Annotated in this window: 21 protein-coding genes; 16 read left to right on the top strand and 5 right to left on the bottom strand. The window is 41.0% G+C overall.

Features of this window, described 5'->3' with window-relative positions; genetic code table 11:
• Positions 1–216: 216 nt before the first annotated feature.
• The 7 genes from U0035_RS09505 to U0035_RS09475 all read left to right on the top strand — a co-directional run bounded on the left by U0035_RS09505 (position 217) and on the right by U0035_RS09475 (position 6,364).
• A complete protein-coding gene (locus tag U0035_RS09505; protein ID WP_114792076.1) occupies positions 217–1,185 on the top strand; it encodes a heme-binding domain-containing protein in 969 nt (322 codons plus the stop codon).
• Positions 1,185–1,625 carry a hypothetical protein gene (locus U0035_RS09500; RefSeq protein ID WP_114792075.1) on the top strand — a complete coding sequence of 147 codons (441 nt, stop codon included), beginning with the start codon at positions 1,185–1,187 and terminating at the stop codon, positions 1,623–1,625. Before U0035_RS09505 ends, U0035_RS09500 begins: the two co-directional genes overlap by 1 nt.
• Before the next feature lie 89 nt (positions 1,626–1,714).
• The gene (locus U0035_RS09495) at positions 1,715–2,743 is read left to right on the top strand and encodes a sensor histidine kinase (protein ID WP_211316494.1); all 1,029 of its coding nucleotides are present in this window, start codon (positions 1,715–1,717) and stop codon (positions 2,741–2,743) included.
• Positions 2,724–3,488: a LytR/AlgR family response regulator transcription factor gene (locus U0035_RS09490; RefSeq protein WP_114792074.1), complete on the top strand. Its 765-nt coding sequence runs from the start codon at positions 2,724–2,726 to the stop codon at positions 3,486–3,488. Before U0035_RS09495 ends, U0035_RS09490 begins: the two co-directional genes overlap by 20 nt.
• A gap of 115 nt (positions 3,489–3,603) precedes the next feature.
• A complete protein-coding gene (locus tag U0035_RS09485; RefSeq protein WP_114792073.1) occupies positions 3,604–4,398 on the top strand; it encodes a DUF1223 domain-containing protein in 795 nt (264 codons plus the stop codon).
• A gap of 10 nt (positions 4,399–4,408) precedes the next feature.
• Positions 4,409–4,801, top strand: coding sequence for a DoxX family protein (locus tag U0035_RS09480; protein WP_114792072.1), 393 nt, complete (start codon positions 4,409–4,411; stop codon positions 4,799–4,801).
• A gap of 303 nt (positions 4,802–5,104) precedes the next feature.
• A complete protein-coding gene (locus tag U0035_RS09475) occupies positions 5,105–6,364 on the top strand; it encodes an aminotransferase class I/II-fold pyridoxal phosphate-dependent enzyme (RefSeq protein WP_114792071.1) in 1,260 nt (419 codons plus the stop codon).
• A gap of 74 nt (positions 6,365–6,438) precedes the next feature.
• On the opposite strand, the gene U0035_RS09470 is transcribed toward U0035_RS09475, so the two are convergent.
• From U0035_RS09470 to U0035_RS09460, 3 genes are all read right to left on the bottom strand, one after another.
• Complete coding sequence (locus tag U0035_RS09470; protein ID WP_114792070.1) at positions 6,439–6,852, bottom strand: hypothetical protein; 414 nt, start codon at positions 6,850–6,852, stop codon at positions 6,439–6,441.
• A 91-nt stretch (positions 6,853–6,943) separates the two neighbouring features.
• Positions 6,944–7,162 carry a hypothetical protein gene (locus U0035_RS09465; RefSeq protein WP_114792069.1) on the bottom strand — a complete coding sequence of 73 codons (219 nt, stop codon included), beginning with the start codon at positions 7,160–7,162 and terminating at the stop codon, positions 6,944–6,946.
• A 205-nt stretch (positions 7,163–7,367) separates the two neighbouring features.
• Complete coding sequence (locus U0035_RS09460; protein ID WP_114792068.1) at positions 7,368–7,772, bottom strand: hypothetical protein; 405 nt, start codon at positions 7,770–7,772, stop codon at positions 7,368–7,370.
• 482 nt (positions 7,773–8,254) lie between these two features.
• Between U0035_RS09460 and U0035_RS09455 the strand changes: the two genes are divergently transcribed.
• From U0035_RS09455 to U0035_RS09430, 6 genes are all read left to right on the top strand, one after another.
• The gene (locus tag U0035_RS09455) at positions 8,255–8,407 is read left to right on the top strand and encodes a hypothetical protein (protein ID WP_162817950.1); all 153 of its coding nucleotides are present in this window, start codon (positions 8,255–8,257) and stop codon (positions 8,405–8,407) included.
• 104 nt (positions 8,408–8,511) lie between these two features.
• Complete coding sequence (locus U0035_RS09450) at positions 8,512–11,100, top strand: phosphoenolpyruvate carboxylase (protein WP_114792067.1); 2,589 nt, start codon at positions 8,512–8,514, stop codon at positions 11,098–11,100.
• A gap of 101 nt (positions 11,101–11,201) precedes the next feature.
• Entirely contained in the window at positions 11,202–11,777 is a 576-nt protein-coding gene (locus U0035_RS09445) for a DUF4878 domain-containing protein (protein ID WP_114792066.1), read from the top strand.
• A gap of 5 nt (positions 11,778–11,782) precedes the next feature.
• Positions 11,783–12,181 carry a DUF4878 domain-containing protein gene (locus U0035_RS09440; RefSeq protein WP_114792065.1) on the top strand — a complete coding sequence of 133 codons (399 nt, stop codon included), beginning with the start codon at positions 11,783–11,785 and terminating at the stop codon, positions 12,179–12,181.
• Positions 12,182–12,245: 64 nt separating this feature from the next.
• Positions 12,246–12,788 (top strand): inorganic diphosphatase, encoded by a 543-nt coding sequence (locus tag U0035_RS09435; protein ID WP_114792064.1) that lies wholly within the window; start codon positions 12,246–12,248, stop codon positions 12,786–12,788.
• Positions 12,789–12,909: 121 nt separating this feature from the next.
• Positions 12,910–13,554, top strand: a complete 645-nt coding sequence (locus U0035_RS09430) for a hypothetical protein (protein ID WP_114792063.1) — start codon at positions 12,910–12,912, stop codon at positions 13,552–13,554.
• A 40-nt stretch (positions 13,555–13,594) separates the two neighbouring features.
• On the opposite strand, the gene U0035_RS09425 is transcribed toward U0035_RS09430, so the two are convergent.
• A complete protein-coding gene (locus U0035_RS09425; RefSeq protein ID WP_114792062.1) occupies positions 13,595–14,371 on the bottom strand; it encodes a C40 family peptidase in 777 nt (258 codons plus the stop codon).
• Between the two features lie 111 nt (positions 14,372–14,482).
• Here U0035_RS09425 and U0035_RS09420 point away from each other — a divergent pair, with 111 nt between their 5' ends.
• From U0035_RS09420 to U0035_RS09410, 3 genes are all read left to right on the top strand, one after another.
• On the top strand, positions 14,483–15,073 hold the full coding sequence (locus U0035_RS09420; RefSeq protein ID WP_114792061.1) for an RNA polymerase sigma factor: 591 nt from the start codon (positions 14,483–14,485) through the stop codon (positions 15,071–15,073).
• Positions 15,063–15,425, top strand: coding sequence for a hypothetical protein (locus tag U0035_RS09415; protein ID WP_114792060.1), 363 nt, complete (start codon positions 15,063–15,065; stop codon positions 15,423–15,425). The genes U0035_RS09420 and U0035_RS09415 overlap by 11 nt, the downstream gene beginning before the upstream one ends.
• A gap of 160 nt (positions 15,426–15,585) precedes the next feature.
• A complete protein-coding gene (locus tag U0035_RS09410) occupies positions 15,586–16,038 on the top strand; it encodes a hypothetical protein (protein ID WP_114792059.1) in 453 nt (150 codons plus the stop codon).
• On the opposite strand, the gene U0035_RS09405 is transcribed toward U0035_RS09410, so the two are convergent.
• The gene (locus tag U0035_RS09405) at positions 16,035–17,414 is read right to left on the bottom strand and encodes a UDP-N-acetylmuramate--L-alanine ligase (RefSeq protein ID WP_114792058.1); all 1,380 of its coding nucleotides are present in this window, start codon (positions 17,412–17,414) and stop codon (positions 16,035–16,037) included. The genes U0035_RS09410 and U0035_RS09405 overlap by 4 nt on opposite strands.
• Positions 17,415–17,567 lie beyond the last annotated feature (153 nt).

The following is a 17,567-nucleotide window of genomic DNA, read 5'->3' as shown; positions in this document are numbered from 1 at the left end:
TTTCGTTTGCAATTTGTGTGTTGTGCCGGACGATCTCGCATTGCAGTGCACCTAAACGGGAGGATACCGGTTTTTTGGATCTGTAGTGCTTTGTTCCTGCAATCCGGATTGAAGTAGTCCGGTTCCGCCCCTGATTTGTCCGGTTCACGGTTTTTTTGATTGGCGGGCATTCGTGCTCCATTTAATTTCGGCTATAGAATTAAAACAATTATTACTATGGCTCATGTAAAAAAGAAACGGATCCTGATTGTAGCCCTGGCAATTGTAACGATTTTCTGCGCCTTACAGATCTTAAGCTCGTCTTTAGAAAAGAAACCCGTAACCAGGCAAATCGATGCACCTCAGGAGGTAATTGCTATCCTGGAAAACTCGTGTTTCAACTGTCATTCCAACCAGCAAAAATTAAGCTGGTACGATAAGCTGGCTCCTGTCTCCTGGTTGGTAAACAAAGATGTGATGAGGGCACGGGAGGTTTTAAACTTTTCAGAATGGGATTTTTCAGCAGGTGAACACCTGGGCAAGATGTACGCTATTCTTAACATGATGCAGAGCGGAAAGATGCCACTTAGCAATTATACACTGCTTCATCCTGCTGCCAAAATTACCCCCAATGAAATAGATATCATAAAAAGCTACACCCGCTCATTGGCACAACAGGAAGCAAAAACTGCTGTGCCAGATATAGCCCCTGTTAAAGCATTGTCAGAAGTTAGTATTCCAGCCACGTTGCCGGTTTCGCCCAATGGGGTTCAATATACAAATGAGTTTAAAAAATGGAAAGTGATAAGTATGAGTACGCTTTTTGATCACACCATCAGGGTTATTTACGGAAATGACATTGCTGTAAAAGCCATAGAAGCTGAAGATTTTCATCCCTGGCCTGATGGCAGCATAGTAGTAAAATCGGTTTGGAAACAGGGGGTAATAGGCAACGGGGAAATAAGGCCGGGCGCATTTGTTAACGCGCAGTTCATGGTAAAAGATGCTAAAAAGTATACTACTACCGAAGGGTGGGGATTTGCCAAGTTTTCCGGAAGTGATCTCCACCCCACCGGAAAGAACGCCTATTTCGCAGAGAAGTCCTGCATTTCCTGCCACAGGCAGTTAGCTGAGAAGACAGGCTACCTTTTCGACGTGCCCATGAAAGTTAATACAGCAATCTCCATTAAAAATCTTCAGAAATAATGAAAAGAATATTTTACCTGACAACAATAGTTTCCGCTTTACTTACAGCTTGTACTTCCTGGGAGGCAGGTCATCAGCTTAAACGCATTGTATTTGATGCAGGCGATCTTAATTTTATTTCCACTTCATTCAATCCGGGAAAGGAAACCATGGCTGCGCTTTACGGAAATCAGGAGGCGGTTTCACTATTGTCGGAAGAAAATAAACAATCCGATGCAAAGGCTGAGTTTAAACTGGCCACATTTAAATACCATGAAAACCCGCAATACATCGGGGGCACGATAACCGGGGAGTTGATAAGCGTAGAAACCCTTCAAGCTGACAAAGAAGGAAATTTATTTTATCATTATAGAGACAGTTCGGGATCTGAGAAAGGACCTCTACCTAAAGAAGAGCGTATAAAATACATACTGGGCTATAAACCAGTAAACAGACCTTAATAATACTAAATTTGAACTGGATATCCGGGGCAGGAACACCTGCTTCGGATTATTTTTTTCATTTTTTACAGCACGAATAACATGAATCAATGGCAGCGGCTTTGCAGCACAAAAAAGTAAAAATTTCTCAGGGTATAATCTGGGTTAGTTCGCTGGTTCTGGGGGCGCTGTCTTCAGTGCCTCAGCTGGCATCTCATGCTTTCAATATGAAGGAAGCATTGGTAAATGCGGGCCTGACAGCGTCGTTTTCTGTAATGATGTGGTATCTTAATATTTACCTGCTGAATCATATCCCCGAAAAGAAGAGGCAACAAATCTCCTATTCAAGATTAATGGTAGTGCTGGCTTTGGGAATGTTGGTGATGTTAGGTCTTGCATGGATTCAGCAGCTCATATTATCCCATATCAACTTTGGCCCGGTAATGCTGATGGTAGAGGTTCGGGGTATTTTGATTAACCTGGTTTGCTACATGTTTCTGACTTTGCTTCAAAATAATTACACCGGCCAGCAGATAAAGCTGGAGTTGGAAAAAGTAAAAAGCGATAACCTTGAAGCCCAGTATGAGCTTTTAAAACAACAAATAAATCCCCACTTCCTGTTTAACAGCCTCAATACATTAAAATCGATGGCCGAAACCAATGATGTTGAAACTGTTGATTTTGTTATAAAACTCTCAGATTTTTACAGGTATACTTTAGAAAGCCGGAAACTCGACCTGATAAAGGTGGAGGAGGAAATGAAAATTGTGGAATCTTATCTGTTTCTTCAAAAAGCCCGTTTCGGCGAGGGTATAACATTTAGTAACCAGTTAAGCACCGAAGCGTTGAATACATTGCTTCCTCCTTTTACATTGCAGCTGTTGGTTGAAAACTGTATAAAACATAATATTGTTTCTCAAAGCAAACCACTGCATATCAAAATTTACAGTTTAGAAAATAAGATTATTGTGGAAAATCCCATCCAGGCAAAAATGGTGAAAGAAGACTCGCTGGGAGTTGGACTCAACAACGTAAAGATGCGCTACAGGCATTTGCTGGAGCAGGAAATTGAAGTGAACGCTGACGGATGTGTTTTTCAAATCAAATTACCATTCATTCATGAACATCATTATCATTGAAGATGAATTCAGGGCCGCCAGATCGCTTCAGAACTTGCTATTAGAGTTAAGACCCGGATCTGTGATTTTGGGTGTTTATGATAGTATTGAAAAAAGTGTGGAGGCTTTGGCAAGCCAGGAGCCTGACCTGGTATTTATGGATATCCAGTTATCGGACGGCCTTTCGTTTGAGATTTTCCGCCAGGTTCCAATCACTTGTCCCGTTGTATTTTGTACAGCTTTTGACCAATACATGTTAGAGGCGTTCAAAAGCCAGGGCGTCGATTATTTATTAAAGCCATTTTCAAAAGATGATTTGACCAAAGCACTAAAGAAAGTAGATGAATTAAGGCAATTTTTTAGCAAAATCACAGTGCCACAACTGGAATCAATTCTGCAGAAAATCAATCAGCCGCAACCTGCCGGCAAGACCAGCTTCCTGGTGTTTAAGAATCAAAAGTATAAAGCAATCCCAACCGAAAGTATTGCCTATTTCTATATACATAATGAGCTCACCCACCTGGTTACTTTTGAGAAGGAGCAGTTTTTGATGAGCCAATCTCTTGGACAAATAGCGGAGCAGGTTTCTGAAAAACAATTTTTCAGGATCAACCGGCAATACCTCATCAACTTCAAGGCCTTTAAAGAAATGGAACATTATTTTCAGCGTAAGATCATTATAAAGCTAACCATTGAAACAGCCGAAAAGCTTTTAATCAATAAAGAAAAAACGCATAGTTTCTTCAATTGGCTTGAGAATCGCTAACAGCTGAAAAATTTCAAACCTGATATTTCAGGGTTCAACTTTCATTTTGTCTAGGTAAGCCCTTTTTGTATTGCTGCTGCATTGGCTGGTATCTACTTTTGGTTAAAACAAAAAAATGATACTGAAACGCATAGCTAAAGCCCTTGTATATGTAGCGGTGATACTAATAATCTCTGCTTTTGTCTGTAAAAAAGAAACCGGCGAACAGCAACCACTTGCAGGCGTTACCGGTGGATTTGCTGTTGTTGAATTGTTCACTTCTGAAGGATGTTCAAGTTGTCCTCCCGCAGATCGATTGATAGGAGCAATCGCTGAAAAGTACAAAAATCAGCCCGTATACCTGTTGGCTTATCATGTTGACTACTGGGATCATCAGGGCTGGAAAGATAAATACAGTAATTCTCAATATTCCCTGCGCCAGCAGCAATACAGTAATATGCTGCACTCACAGATTTATACGCCCCAGCTGATTGTAAATGGTAAAGTGGAAATGGCAGGTAGTGATGGCAGGGCAGTGGAACATGCTGTTCAAACCGCTTTAGCTGCTTCCAGTAACAGTAGCATCGATCTATCAGTGAAACTATCCCCGGCTAAGGCTGATGTGATGTATAAAGCAACAAGTACCGGTTTGAAGCAAGACCTGCTTATTAGTTTAATTGAGAAAAAATCAAACTCGTATATAAAGAGAGGGGAGAATAAAGGACTTGACCTGGTGCACTGGCAGATCGTGCATCAACAAAAGCAAATACCGTTAACTAACTCTTCAGATGGGATGGTAAGTTTTAAACTGCCCCGAAATTTTGATAGTAATAACTGGGAACTGGTCGGAATGGTTCAGCACACAAAGACCGGAGAAATCATCGGCGCTGTAAAATTGCCTTTTAATGAATCAAAATACGGATCAAATTAAAATTTAAAAAATGAAAACAAAAACAACAAAAATTATCTATTGGTCAGGCATTATTTTTATGGCCTTATGGTTTGGGGCAAGCGGCTTTTTTGAGCTTACCAAAAATCCGCTCGTATGGGATATTACATTGCGCCTGGGCTATCCCCCACATTTCATTTACATCCTCGGTGTATTTAAATTGGCGGGAATCATCGTTTTGCTGGTTCCGGACAGGTTACTAAAACTAAAAGAATGGGTGTTTGCGGGAATGTTTTTTGATATTCTGTTTGCATTTTTTTCAAAATTATTGGTTCTCGGTTTCTCCGCAACCGGCGATGCTTTAATTGCCCTGGCCGTACTTTCAGTAGCCTATTTAATGTTTGGAAAACTGTATACTTCAACTATACAGGTAACCAGATCATGACCTCAAATGCCTGCATTTCAGCAAAAAATTGTTGGCTTTGAAAGACCATTGCACAAAAATCATTGATTTAGCGTTGTTTATGCGCCTACAGGTATCGCAACAAACTATATTGTCACTAAGTTGATTCCCTTTTAGCCGGGGACAGGACTCCATTATTCAGCATTTGATCAACTGATATCAGTGGTAGAGGAATGACTTTTTTACGTTAAAAATCGGGGAGCTACAAATGATACCCGCAGTCTTTGCAACTTGCATGTTATATTTGCACGAATTTTTTACTCATATTAAATTACGTTGTAGTATATGGCAGATATTTTCGACAGGTTACTGAAAAATTATGGACCAATAGGGCAGCACCGCGAAAGGGCGCATGGATATTTTGCTTTTCCCAAGCTGGAAGGTGAAATAGGCAGCAGAATGAAGTTTCGTGGTCAGGAGATGATTGTCTGGAGTTTGAATAATTACCTGGGTTTAGCTAATCATCCTGAAGTAAGACAGGCTGATGCCGATGGCGCGAGGGATTTTGGTCTGGCGCTGCCTATGGGAGCCCGTATGATGAGCGGAAATAGTAATCATCACGAGCAATTAGAAGCAGAACTGGCCGAATTTGTGCAAAAAGAAGATTCTATCCTGGTGAATTTCGGTTACCAGGGAATGGCAAGCCTTATCGACGTGTTGTGCAGCCGCCACGATATTATTGTGTATGACGCGGAAAGCCATGCATGTATAATTGACGGTTTGCGTATGCACGCCGGTCATCGTTATGTCTTTAAACATAATGATCTGGAAGACCTCGAAAAACAATTGCAGAGGGCTAGTTCTTTAATTGAAAAGCAAAAAGCAGGAGGCATCCTGGTGATCACTGAAGGAGTATTTGGAATGGCCGGCGACCAGGGAAAGCTGAAAGAAATTGCAAACCTGAAAAATAAATATGAATTCAGGCTGCTGGTTGACGATGCCCATGGCTTTGGAACTTTAGGGAAGACAGGCGCAGGTGCAGGTGAAGAGCAGGGCGTTCAGGATCAGATCGATATTTACTTTTCTACCTTTGCTAAATCAATGGCTTCAATAGGCGCGTTTATTGCCGGCGAAAGAAAAATTATAGACTATATCCGTTATAATATCCGCAGCCAGATCTTTGCTAAGAGTTTGCCGATGCCTTTGGTAATTGGTAATTTGAAGCGGCTGGAGCTTTTAAGAAACCAGCCGGCATTGAAAGAAAAGCTTTGGGAAAATGCATTAAAACTACAGCAGGGATTAAAAGAAAGGGGGTTTGATATCGGCAAAACCGATTCGGTAGTTACACCTATTTATATGAAGGGGGGGGTAGAAGAAGCGACCGCAATGGTAATGGACCTGCGCGAAAATTATAAGATTTTCTGCTCCATTGTGGTTTACCCGGTAATTCCCCGTGGACATATCATCTACAGGTTGATACCCACTGCTGCGCATACCGATGAAGATATACAATTAACATTGGAAGCATTCACGGCCGTAAAAGAAAAGTTAGACGCGGGTAGCTACAAAACCAATGCAATTCCCGATATGGCGGAAAGAAAATAAATAGTGTGTCCCCATTAAAAAATACCCCTCGATTTTCGAAGGGTATTTTTTTTAAGTCTTGTTAGTTTCGACTACTATTTGATCTGAGTTGAGTCAACCGAATAAGCCGTTTTCTGAGCTCTGTTTACTTCGTAAACACCCACTGTCTTACCCTTTAAATCAGATACGGTAAAAGTGAGATTGTCGGCTGTATTATAGATTTTATTGTCGAATTGGTAATTGCGAACAATTGCTGCTCCGTTTACTTCATCACAAAAAATAACATCGCCTGCCACATTACTGATAGAAACAAAATAAGTTTCGTTGGTTTTGTTTTTCAGCGCCAGTCTGTATACAGATAAATTATCCTGAACACCCAGGTAGCTGATACCTGCCTTGCTGGTGTTGTCGTTAAACTTTGCTGTAAGGGCAGAGGCCGCGAGCGTAGTACCTACAATAGCTAATAAGGCCAGGAGAACAACTTTGCTTTTTGATAAATACGATTTCATTTTAAATAAGTTTTAGTATTAAATAATGTATACCGCCGACAATCCTGTGTCACCTGCAATGGTCCGGATCATTTTAAGTGATACAGCTTTATCAGCCGGGTATATGCTTTTCAACCGAAGCAGGTAAAGCCTGGCTTTGCTGTTGAAAATGATCTCTGAAAAAAACCTTTGTTTTTAAGAGTTTTACCATTTTGGCGTGAACGCCGGGTAAAGCATCAAAGGCTTCATTGAAATAGTGTTTGCCCGAATTACAGGATATGGTGTATGGATTTTGTAATTGGGAGTGCAAAGATACTGTGGTTATGCGCAATGGTTAAGCCATGTTTTCATGGGATTCTGGAAGACTAAATGAGGGCTTTTTCTTTTATTTTATTGATTTTCAAAGGTTGACGATGTATTTTTTGATGACGCCCAACGCCCTCAACGCTGTTGGAACCGGCTCCCCAAAGTTTTCTGACAAAAAGAAACCCCCGCAATTTGCAGGGGCTCTTTCTATAGGGAGTAATTTGTATGAATTATTTCACCTTGTTAACTGCTACTTCGTTGATTACTTTTTTGCTTTTGCTTACGCTGTAAGCGCTAACAGTTTTACCTTTTAAGTTAGAAATAGTAAAAGTAAGGTCATACTCGCTGTATAAATCAGCATCAAACTGATAATTACGTACAATTTTAGAACCGCTTACTTTTTCGTTGTATATAACGTTACCATCGTTATCGGTAACCGATACAAAGTAAATCTCATTGGTCTTGTTGTTTAAAGACAATCTGTAAACAGGTAAGTCATTCACATTACCAACATAACTGATCTCAGCTTTTTTCTCATCTTCATCAGCTGCAAAAGCAGGAGCAGTGAAAGATGTTGCAAAAAGGGTAACTAAAGCGAAAGCGAAAGTTTTTGTTTTAGAAATAAATGTTTTCATCGTATAAAGTTTTATATGTTTTAAAAATTGATCATTGTTTAAAATGGTTTACCATTATCTGGGAAGCCATTTGCTTTGTTTGTTTGACACCGATCCGGTTGTCAGCGTGTTTGCAAATAATAATCCTAATTGAAAGGCTATTTGTTTTGCTTTTAAAAGAACTGTTTTCATAATTGTCTCCTTTTTTAAAGTCTTAAAAAATTATTTCTCGTCAATATGACCTTAATCGCCGGGCGGCAAACAAAACGAGACAAGCGAAAGTTGGTTATGAGCTCTTATAATCTATACCGGTATTTTGTATTCGATTATGTAATAATGACACAAAGATAGAACGCCAGACAAGCAGGTACAAACCAATGTTTACTGGTTTTTAGGAGGTTGAAATTTGACGAAAATGGTTTAATATACTGAATTACAATATTTTGTGTTGTTAAATTGAATGATGTCCAAGAGCTCGAAATAGTCGCTAAATACAGTAGATCATGATTGGAAAAGCTTTTGAACTTGTATTTGTCCGGGCTTACCGGCGACTGGTAAGAGGAGGGCTGGCTGATCGGGCATCATGCGGGCATCCTATTCAGTTAGAAGGGGGCCTGTTTGAATTAGACGGCGATGATTTTCCTGCGGCGATGTAGAGGTTTCCAAGCAAAAAGTTGGCCCCATCTATCTAAAAAATATTATCTTAACGGCTTCATTGCCTGCTGTTGAAGATTAAAAGGAAAAATATAATTTAAGAATAATGGATATTGCCGTTAGCAGGAGCTTACATCATTTCAGAACAGAAGTTGGAACCAGGTTTCAACTTTACAACAGTCTCTTTACCTCTTTGCCTTTTCATAAAATGGAGAAGACCGGTATTCTGTTGTCGCTTTTTTCAAGTATTTGCGAAGAAGGTTATGGGAAAGCTCAAAGCCCTATAGATATTATCAATGATTTTTTTAATAAGCATACAAGCTTAACTACCGAAAAGGAAAAACTCGACCTCTTGTTTCGATTTACGCAATATGTCGAGCGCCAGGTGGTACTATTTGATGCGCTGGAAGATGCTGCTTATAAAAATACGCATGACCTGAGCGGGGCCGGCACCTTAAAGCAGGTGATGAGCGATGTGCTGCAGAACAACAACGAAGAGTCACTGGCCGAAATACTCAAAACGTTTTGTGTACGCCTGGTATTGACCGCGCATCCTACGCAGTTTTACCCGGGTTCTGTATTAGGTATTATACACGACTTGAGCAGTGCGCTTATTAAGAACGATTCCATTGAGATCAATACTTATTTACAACAGCTGGGTAAAACCCCCTTCTTAAATAAGAAAAAGCCAACACCTTACGATGAAGCTATTAGCCTTGTTTGGTTTTTAGAGAATGTGTTTTATACGGCTGCAGGAAGAATTGTAAACGAGTTGAAGAGCCAGTTCCCTGAAGCGGTAACCGACCTAAACCCTGTTTTGCAAATGGGTTTTTGGCCGGGTGGAGACCGCGATGGCAATCCGTTTGTGAAATGCGATACCACTTTAAAAGTAGCAGATGCTTTACGTGGCGCCATTTTAAAATGCTATTACCTGGACATCCGTCGTCTCAAACGCAGGCTTACTTTCCCTGGTGTAGAAGAGCCGATTGCTGCATTAGAGTTGAAATTATACGATAATGTATTTGTTCCCGGCTTTAAAATAGACGTTACAACCCAGGAGATCAAAGATACCCTTGTAAGTGTGAAAGCGATCCTGGAAGAAAAACATAACTCTCTGTTTACTTCCCAGGTACAAAGTCTGATTAATAAAATCGACCTGTTTGGCCTGTACTTTGCCTCTCTGGATATCAGGCAGGAGAGTACCATACATCAGAAATTATTTGAAACCGTTGCCGATAAGTCGGACGGAATGATACCAGGTAATTATAAAGAGCTGTCAGAAGCAGAGAAGATCAAAGCACTGCTGCAGATAAACGGAGTGGTAGATGCAGGTATTTTTGAAGATGAAGTAGCCGCAGATACAGCGCAGATACCAATGGCTGTAAAAACGATACAGGAATACAATGGAGAAGCGGGGTGTAACCGTTATATTATCAGCCAATGTAACAGCACTTTAAATATTATCGAGGTATTTGCCTTATTTAAAATGCAGGGTTTTGCCAATGATGAGATCAATGTAGATATTGTTCCTTTATTCGAAACCATAGATGATCTCAGCAATGCAGGCGAAATAATGAAAACCCTGTATAGCATTCCGGCTTATAAAGAACATTTGAAACGTAGAAAGAATACCCAGACTATTATGCTGGGCTTCAGCGATGGTACCAAAGATGGTGGTTATTTGATGGCCAACTGGAGTATCTACCGTGCAAAAGAAGAGTTGACCCGTATCACCCGCTACTATGGTTTTGAGGTTATCTTCTTCGACGGAAGGGGAGGGCCCCCGTCAAGAGGCGGCGGTAAAACCCACAAATTTTATGCATCTATGGGTAACAATATTTCCAACAGGGAGATCCAGTTAACTATTCAGGGGCAAACCATCAGTTCCAATTTCGGCATTATCGATTCTGCACAGTACAACCTCGAGCAGTTGTTGAATGCGGGTATTACCAATAATATACATGTAGACCGTCATGCTCCTTTAACCGGCAAGCAGGAAGAGTTGCTGCAGGAGCTTTCTTCTTATGGTTTTGACGAATACAAGAAGCTGAAGGAGCATCCCTTATTGGCCAGCTATTTATACGAAATAAGCCCGTTGCGGTTTTACAGTGAAACCAATATCGGAAGCCGTCCGGCCAAACGTGGAAAAACGCAGGGCGGTATTTCATTGAAAGATCTTCGTGCGATCCCGTTTGCAGGCGCCTGGAGCCAATTGAAGCAGAATGTGCCAGGCTTCTTTGGGGTAGGTTCTGCACTTAAAAAGATGGAATACATCGGCCGTTTCGACGATGTAAAGAAGTTATACGATGAGTCATTGTTCTTCAAAACCCTGATCGATAATTGCGAGATGGCTATGTCCAAGTCTTACTTTCCGCTGACGGCTTATATGGCACAGGATGAAACTTATGGCGAGCTCTGGAATATGATTTACGAAGAGTACCAGCTTACATACGAGTACATCGTAAAGCTATCGGGCAACGAGGAGCTAATGGGCAATTACCCGGTTGATAAGCTTTCGATCTCTATGCGTGAAAGGATTGTACTGCCGCTTTTGACCATCCAGCAGTATGCGATGTCGAAAATACGTGCGCTGGAGGCAAATGGAGATGATGCTGATGGCATAAAAGATACCTACGGAAAGCTGGTAATGCGCTGCTCATTCGGAATTATTAATGCCGGGCGCAATTCGGCCTAAAGAGAATTCTTTATACTGGAAACCGGGGCTCAGGCGAGCCCCGGTTTTTTTATTAATCTTTTATAGAAACTCATCCTTACATTTGTTTGCAAAAAGGAACTATGAGAAATATAGTAAAGACAGTAGCCTCTGCCCTGGTAGCTGCAATTTTGTTGATATCCTGTGGCAGTGTTACCAGCAATGATCCTAACGCGGTGTTGCAGGAGTTTTTCGAACACCTGGCAAAAAAAGATATCGATGGCGCCAGCAAATATGTAACCTCAGATAGTAAGCCTACCATGCAAATGATGAAGAAGGGACTGGATATGGCCGAAAAAATGAAAGATTCCCTGCCTCAGTCAGATCCCATGAAAGATTTCCAGGATGTTGTTATTGAACCGGCACGCATAATGGGCGACTCTGCATTTGTTTTGGTTAAAAGTAAAACCCAGCAAAGGCCCGAAGCTGAATTTAAGTTGCTGAAAGAAAGCAATGGCTGGAAGGTAGATTTTACAATGAGCACGCTGATGCGCATGGGCATGAAGAGTGTGCAAAACCAGGGCGATGAAATAAGAGACTCGATTAATGTGAACAGCGAAGAAATACAAAAAGGAATGAAGATGGCTGATAGCGTTTTGAAGAATATGGATCCTAAAGTGCTGGATGATATCCAGAAAAAATTAGACAATTTAAAATAGTAATTATGAGATTGATGGGATTAGGTATAATGGTACTGCTATTCCTTGGAAGCTGTAAAGGAGGCCGTGAACAAAACGAAGCTGAGACTGATCTGGTTGCAGCGAAAGAATTTGTTCAGGCGGCATTAAAGGGGAAATATGACAGGGCTGCAGACTTTATGCTGCATGATTCATTGAATGATGAACGGTTGGATGCCGTGTCCCGTATGGAACTGTCTTCCGATGAAAAGCAGGGGCTTTGGGATGCGAGCATTAATATACATAGCCGTAAACTGGTTAACGATTCTACCAGTATTATTGTGTATTCCAATTCATTTCATAAAGAAAACCAGGATACCTTGAAAGTGGTCAAAAAAGATGGCAAATGGCTGGTAGATTTTAAATACCTGTTCGACCATGAATAGAACTACTGTTAAAAGCATATTTTTGCAGACTTTTAAATAATTTTCAAAAAATCAATAGAACCTTATGTCAACTATACAACATCCGTGGCATGGTGTAAGTTACGGCGCAAATGCTCCCGAGTATGTGAATGCGATCATAGAAATTCCTGAAGGCTCGAGGTCGAAGTACGAAATCGATAAAGAAACAGGATTATTGAAGTTAGACAGGGTTATTTATTCTTCTTTTCATTATCCGGTTAACTACGGGTTTATTCCCCAAACTTTGGGGCAGGATATGGATCCTTTGGATATCCTGGTTTTGTGTTCTCAAACGATCCGTTCACTTTGTCTGGTGCAGGCTAAAGTAATTGGCAATATGCAGATGATTGATAGTGGCGAGCGCGACGATAAGATTATTGCTGTTGCGCTGAACGATCCATCTGTTAGACAATATGACAATATTGATGAACTCCCACAGCATTTTTTGCTGGAAATGCGCAACTTTTTTGAGCAGTACAAAGTGTTGGAAGATAAAAAAGTAGTGATAGATACCTTCCAGGATAAGGAAACAGCACTGCCCATTGTTACGGAAGCTATAGATTACTACAAAGAAAAGTACAGAAAATAGTAAATAATAGGAAGGACCTGACAGCAGGTCCTTTTTTCTTATCCACATGTTGATAATCAAATAGAAGATGCAACCTTTTGATGATTAGAAACGTCCGTACGGGGTAGCTAACAATCCAGATATGTTGAAATATTTCTTTGCTATAGCCATTTTCGTATTGCCGGTTTCCTTTATACAGGCCCAGAGCAATTTTACGCGCACCGTAAAAGAATATTATCGTGTCAATCCATTTCAGGGTAATTTTTCTTCTTTTGTTGAGGCGTTAACAACCGATCCTTCGTTGTTGAAAAAGGAAATTTACCGGCAAACAGATACTACGGGGTATTTTGTGAAAGGGGAGTATGACGTTTTTAACCCCTATAGTATCAACGCCAATAAGGTAGATATGCTATTTTACGAAAATGTTTATAAATCAAAAAACCGGGTTCTTTTTAGTTTTTATACTTACCAGTTAACCACGTATTTCCCGGACACAGAATTGGCAAGGCGGGCTGTAGCAAAGGATTATAAAAAACTGGTTAAAAAGATCAGGAAAGACATGTATGATACGCAAAGGCAAAGTTTAAAGGGGTATAATAATATTGAAGATGGTGAGATAACTACTTTTAACGATTCGGGTTCTACGCTGGAACCGGTAGTGGTTAGCTGGCAAACGCTGGCAAAAACAAAACAATTAGGCTTAACAATTATTTTAAGATTGGAGCAGGATAATAACTATGCGTATCCTATTAATCATAAAAACAGGATTGCTTATGGCAGGTATTAAAGCCAAATCATTTATGACCATCCATAAGTTTGTCGGGGAATTATTCAATAAATCGCCTTATGCACTTTAGCTGATGCGTTCGCATCCCCGTGTCGCTATTGACAATACCCTTGTTATCTATTGGGTCTATACGTACTTTTCCGGCTGCATGTATAATGGTGGTACTATCCAGTAAAATTCCAACATGAACAATTTTTCCTTTGTCTTCAAAAAAAGCAAGATCGGCAGGTTGGACTTTTTTTAGTGATGGTACCGGCCGTCCCTGCAGGGCTTGTTCCCAGGCGTCCCTCAATATAGGCAGGCCTACCAGTTTGTACTGGGTTTGGGCAAAACCACTACAATCTACACCCAATATAGTTTTGCCTCCCCATAAATAAGGCGCATTCAGCCATTGATGTGCATTTTCGAGTAATTGAGCCTGCTTGTTTTTAATAGTAGCCGTGTTGATAGCCTGAGTGGCGCAGCTGTAGGGAATTCCGGCTATTACTCCTTCCTTTTTTTTGAAGTCGGGTAGCGTTGATCCCAGCGGAACCTGCATCAGTTGATTGGCAAGCTCTATTTTTGTTAAAAACTGTGAAGCCAGGAACGGCGACTCCTGCATGGCTGTAGCAGCATCAATACCCTTTACAAGATGAGGCGTTAACCATCCTGTATAACCATCATATAAGCTTTTTACTTTCAGCCATTGGTTGTCTTTTTGCCCCGTAATTTGTACGGGTTCTCCAAAAAACAGCTGGTTACTCATCTCTCTTCTGTGGTTGGGCGCCTTACGTACAGGCGCAGCAGGTACAGTAACTATTGCATATACGGCCTTCATATATGTAAATATATACGCTCTTGATTTATCTTCCCCGTCGCATCAGCTAATAAATTGGCAAAACGTATGGAATTACGAAGGGTTTGCATCTTTAATTTATAACTTTAGCCGGTGGGGAAAGACAAATACCAGGATATTAGCGATAAGGAGCTGTTGCAGCGTTTCTGGCAAACTCAAAACAATGAGTGGCTGGGTATTCTATTGCAACGTTACACCTTGTTGTTGTTGGGTGTTTGTATGAAGTATTTAAAAGAGGAAAATGACGCCCGTGATTGCGTGCAGCAGATCTTTTTAAAAGTAATTCAGGAAGCAGGAAAATATAAGATTGATTACTTTAAAAGCTGGTTGTACATGGTGGCCAAAAACCAATGTCTCACCATATTGCGGGATAAGAAGGGGAAAATTTCCGTTGAGCTGGATGATACGAACAGCCATATAGTGGAGGAAGTAGAGAGTACAGCGGACGGGGGAATGTTGTTGGTAAGTGACGAGGTGCTTCGGGAGGCCTTACAGGAACTCAACGAAGAGCAATACAAATGTGTAACTTTGTTTTACCTGCAGAAAAAAAGTTACCAGGAGATAAGCGAAAGCACGGGTTATCCCATGTTAAAGGTTAAAAGCCATATTCAGAACGGAAAGAGGAATCTCAAGATCAGTATTCAGAAAAAAATGAAAGCAGCGGATTCAACCCATGCAAGATGATTTAAAAAACATATTATCCAATGCGGGCGGTACCACCAGCCAGGATCAGCTATTAAAGTATCTGAAAGATGAGTTGACTCAGGTGGAAAAGCATGATCTTGAAAGTAAAGCTGTAGATGATGCTTTTGAAAGCGATGCGTTAGACGGTTTGCAGGAGTTGCAGAACAGGGAGAAACTGGAGCTGATTGTAGATGGCTTAAACAGGGATCTTAAGAAGCGGGTTTCAAAAAAAAGTGAGTTACGGGGGAAAATGCAACTAAAAACTCATTGGACGCTTTATTTTTCGATCCTTATCTTTTTGATAATCATTGTACTGGTATATCTTTATCTGCATCGCCGGATGTATCCCTAGGGTAAAACAAAGTTGCAACACTAAAATTGTGCCTTACTTTAAAATGGTGATAACTAGTACTATTTTTAGCGTAAACAGGCTGTTTTCAATATTAATTTAATGTTAACTGGCTCCGGAACCTAATTTTAATTGCCACCTTTGGGGAGCAAAATCGAAAATTATGCAATGGAAGACTATAACAAGCAACCTCGGTAATACCGCGTTTAGCTTGTGGAGCAACGGACGTAAATTATTGACGCTTGCTTATCAAAGCCAATCAGACCGGGTATATATTGAAGCGGAAGACGGAGAAAAAAGACATTTTAAGTGTAGAAATAAAGGCCTTTTAAAAAACAGGATCGTACTGGAAAATGAGTACGGAACCAATCTTGGCAAATTGAAAAAAGAAGGCAGCCGGGAATTTATTTTGATCGACGGCAAGAAATACTATCTCAACTTTCTGAACAATAAAGAGGTAGAAATAATTGCAGAAGATGCACAGGAGCCCCTTACTGTGTGCAGCCTCGATTTGGAGAATCCAACTACAGAAGCAAAAAAAGGCTTATTAATGGTACTATGCTACTATTTACTGGGCCACCCGCAAAAAAGCGAGCAGCCCGCTATGGCCGTTTAAAGCCTCTCGTATATATCTTTAGAAAATTGTTCCAGCGACGGATCCCTGGCGCCCATTAGCAGCAGCACATTGCCTTCCTGCAGGTGGGGTTGAACGTTTTCCAGGAGTTGGTTACGATCTTCAACGAAGTAAGCATTTTTACCTAATGCCCTGATATCATTGATGAGGTCATTGGCAGAAATGTCTTTGGTGGTTGTTCCTCCTGCATAGAAGATCTCACTCATCCATATTTCATCCTGGGGTCTTAACGCTTCGGAGATCTCTTTCGCGAAATCGCTTCTGAGAAATTTAGTGGGTGTATAGCCATGAGGTTGAAACCAGGCCACCACTTTCTCTGCAACCGGCTGGCAACTTTTAATGGCAGCAGCACATTTCACGGGATTGTGAGCGAAATCGTCTACTACCCATATGCCCGATTTATTTCCTAAAACCTGGCAACGCCGGTAAATTCCCTCGTAGTGAGCAAGGGCTTCACTGGCAATCTTTAAAGGTACGCCGGTTTGAACGGCTGCTGTTACAGCTGCAACGGCATTTTCCATATTATGCCGGCCTGCAACGTTGAGCTCAAAATGCTGCCCTTCAATGTCAAAAGAAATTTTAAACCCTTTTTGCTGGAAACCGGTGGCGAAGAAGCCTGCGCCCAGGTTTTCGCCTTCAATTTCAAAGTCATTGACCAGGTGAACCGATAGTTTTCTCGAATGTTCGTTGGATTGGTTAACAATAAAAAACTCACTGTTGTTCTTAAAGGTTTCAAATACCTGCATGAGTTCGTCCAACTCTTTGTGATCTTTCTCTATATTAAGCAGTAGCCCGATTTTTGGCTGGTATTGAACAATAGAACCATCGCTTTCATCAGCCTCTATCACAAGCCACTCGCTATTACCAACGAAAGCATTGCCTATTTTACCTTTTTTAATCAGGCTAACCAGGCCGGCTCCGCTAATAATGGAAGGAGAAAGACCGGCATAGGTGAGTATATCAAACAGCATCGCCGTAGTTGTACTTTTGCCACTGGTACCACCTACCGCAATTGTTTTTTTACTGGCAGCGATAAGCGCTAATAATTCAGATCTTTTAATAACCGGAATACCCAGTTCTTTGGCTTTTTTGATCTCTGCAACAGTATCCTCTATAGCCGTTGACGCAACAATAAGGTCGGTTTCCGGGGTAATGCCACTGCCATCCTGCAGGAAACATTGTATGCCGTCATTTTCCAGCTTAGCCTTAATGTCGCCGGCTTTGCCTTCGTTAAAAAAGCGGTCACTCCCACTTACTTTTTTGCCTGTACCCTGTAAATACTGGGCAATGGCGCTCATACCCGCGCCCGCAACTCCGATAAAAAAGGGGGCTTTTATATTTTTTAGTTCAATATTCATAATGTCAAAATTCCAGCCAGTACCATTTGTTTTTGTTCAAAATTATGCAGATGAGGAATGCGAATGGATCAAAGCATCAATATACAAGCGAAATGTACAAAGTTTTTTGATTACAGATTGTTATCAAAATACAAATCTCAGTCCGCCTGGTGA

Origin of the sequence: Niabella yanshanensis (assembly GCF_034424215.1) — a bacterium.
In the GTDB taxonomy this organism is placed as follows: Bacteria; Bacteroidota; Bacteroidia; order Chitinophagales; family Chitinophagaceae; genus Niabella; species Niabella yanshanensis.
Note: the sequence above shows the minus strand (reverse complement) of the source record. Positions and strands in the feature narration are given on the sequence as shown.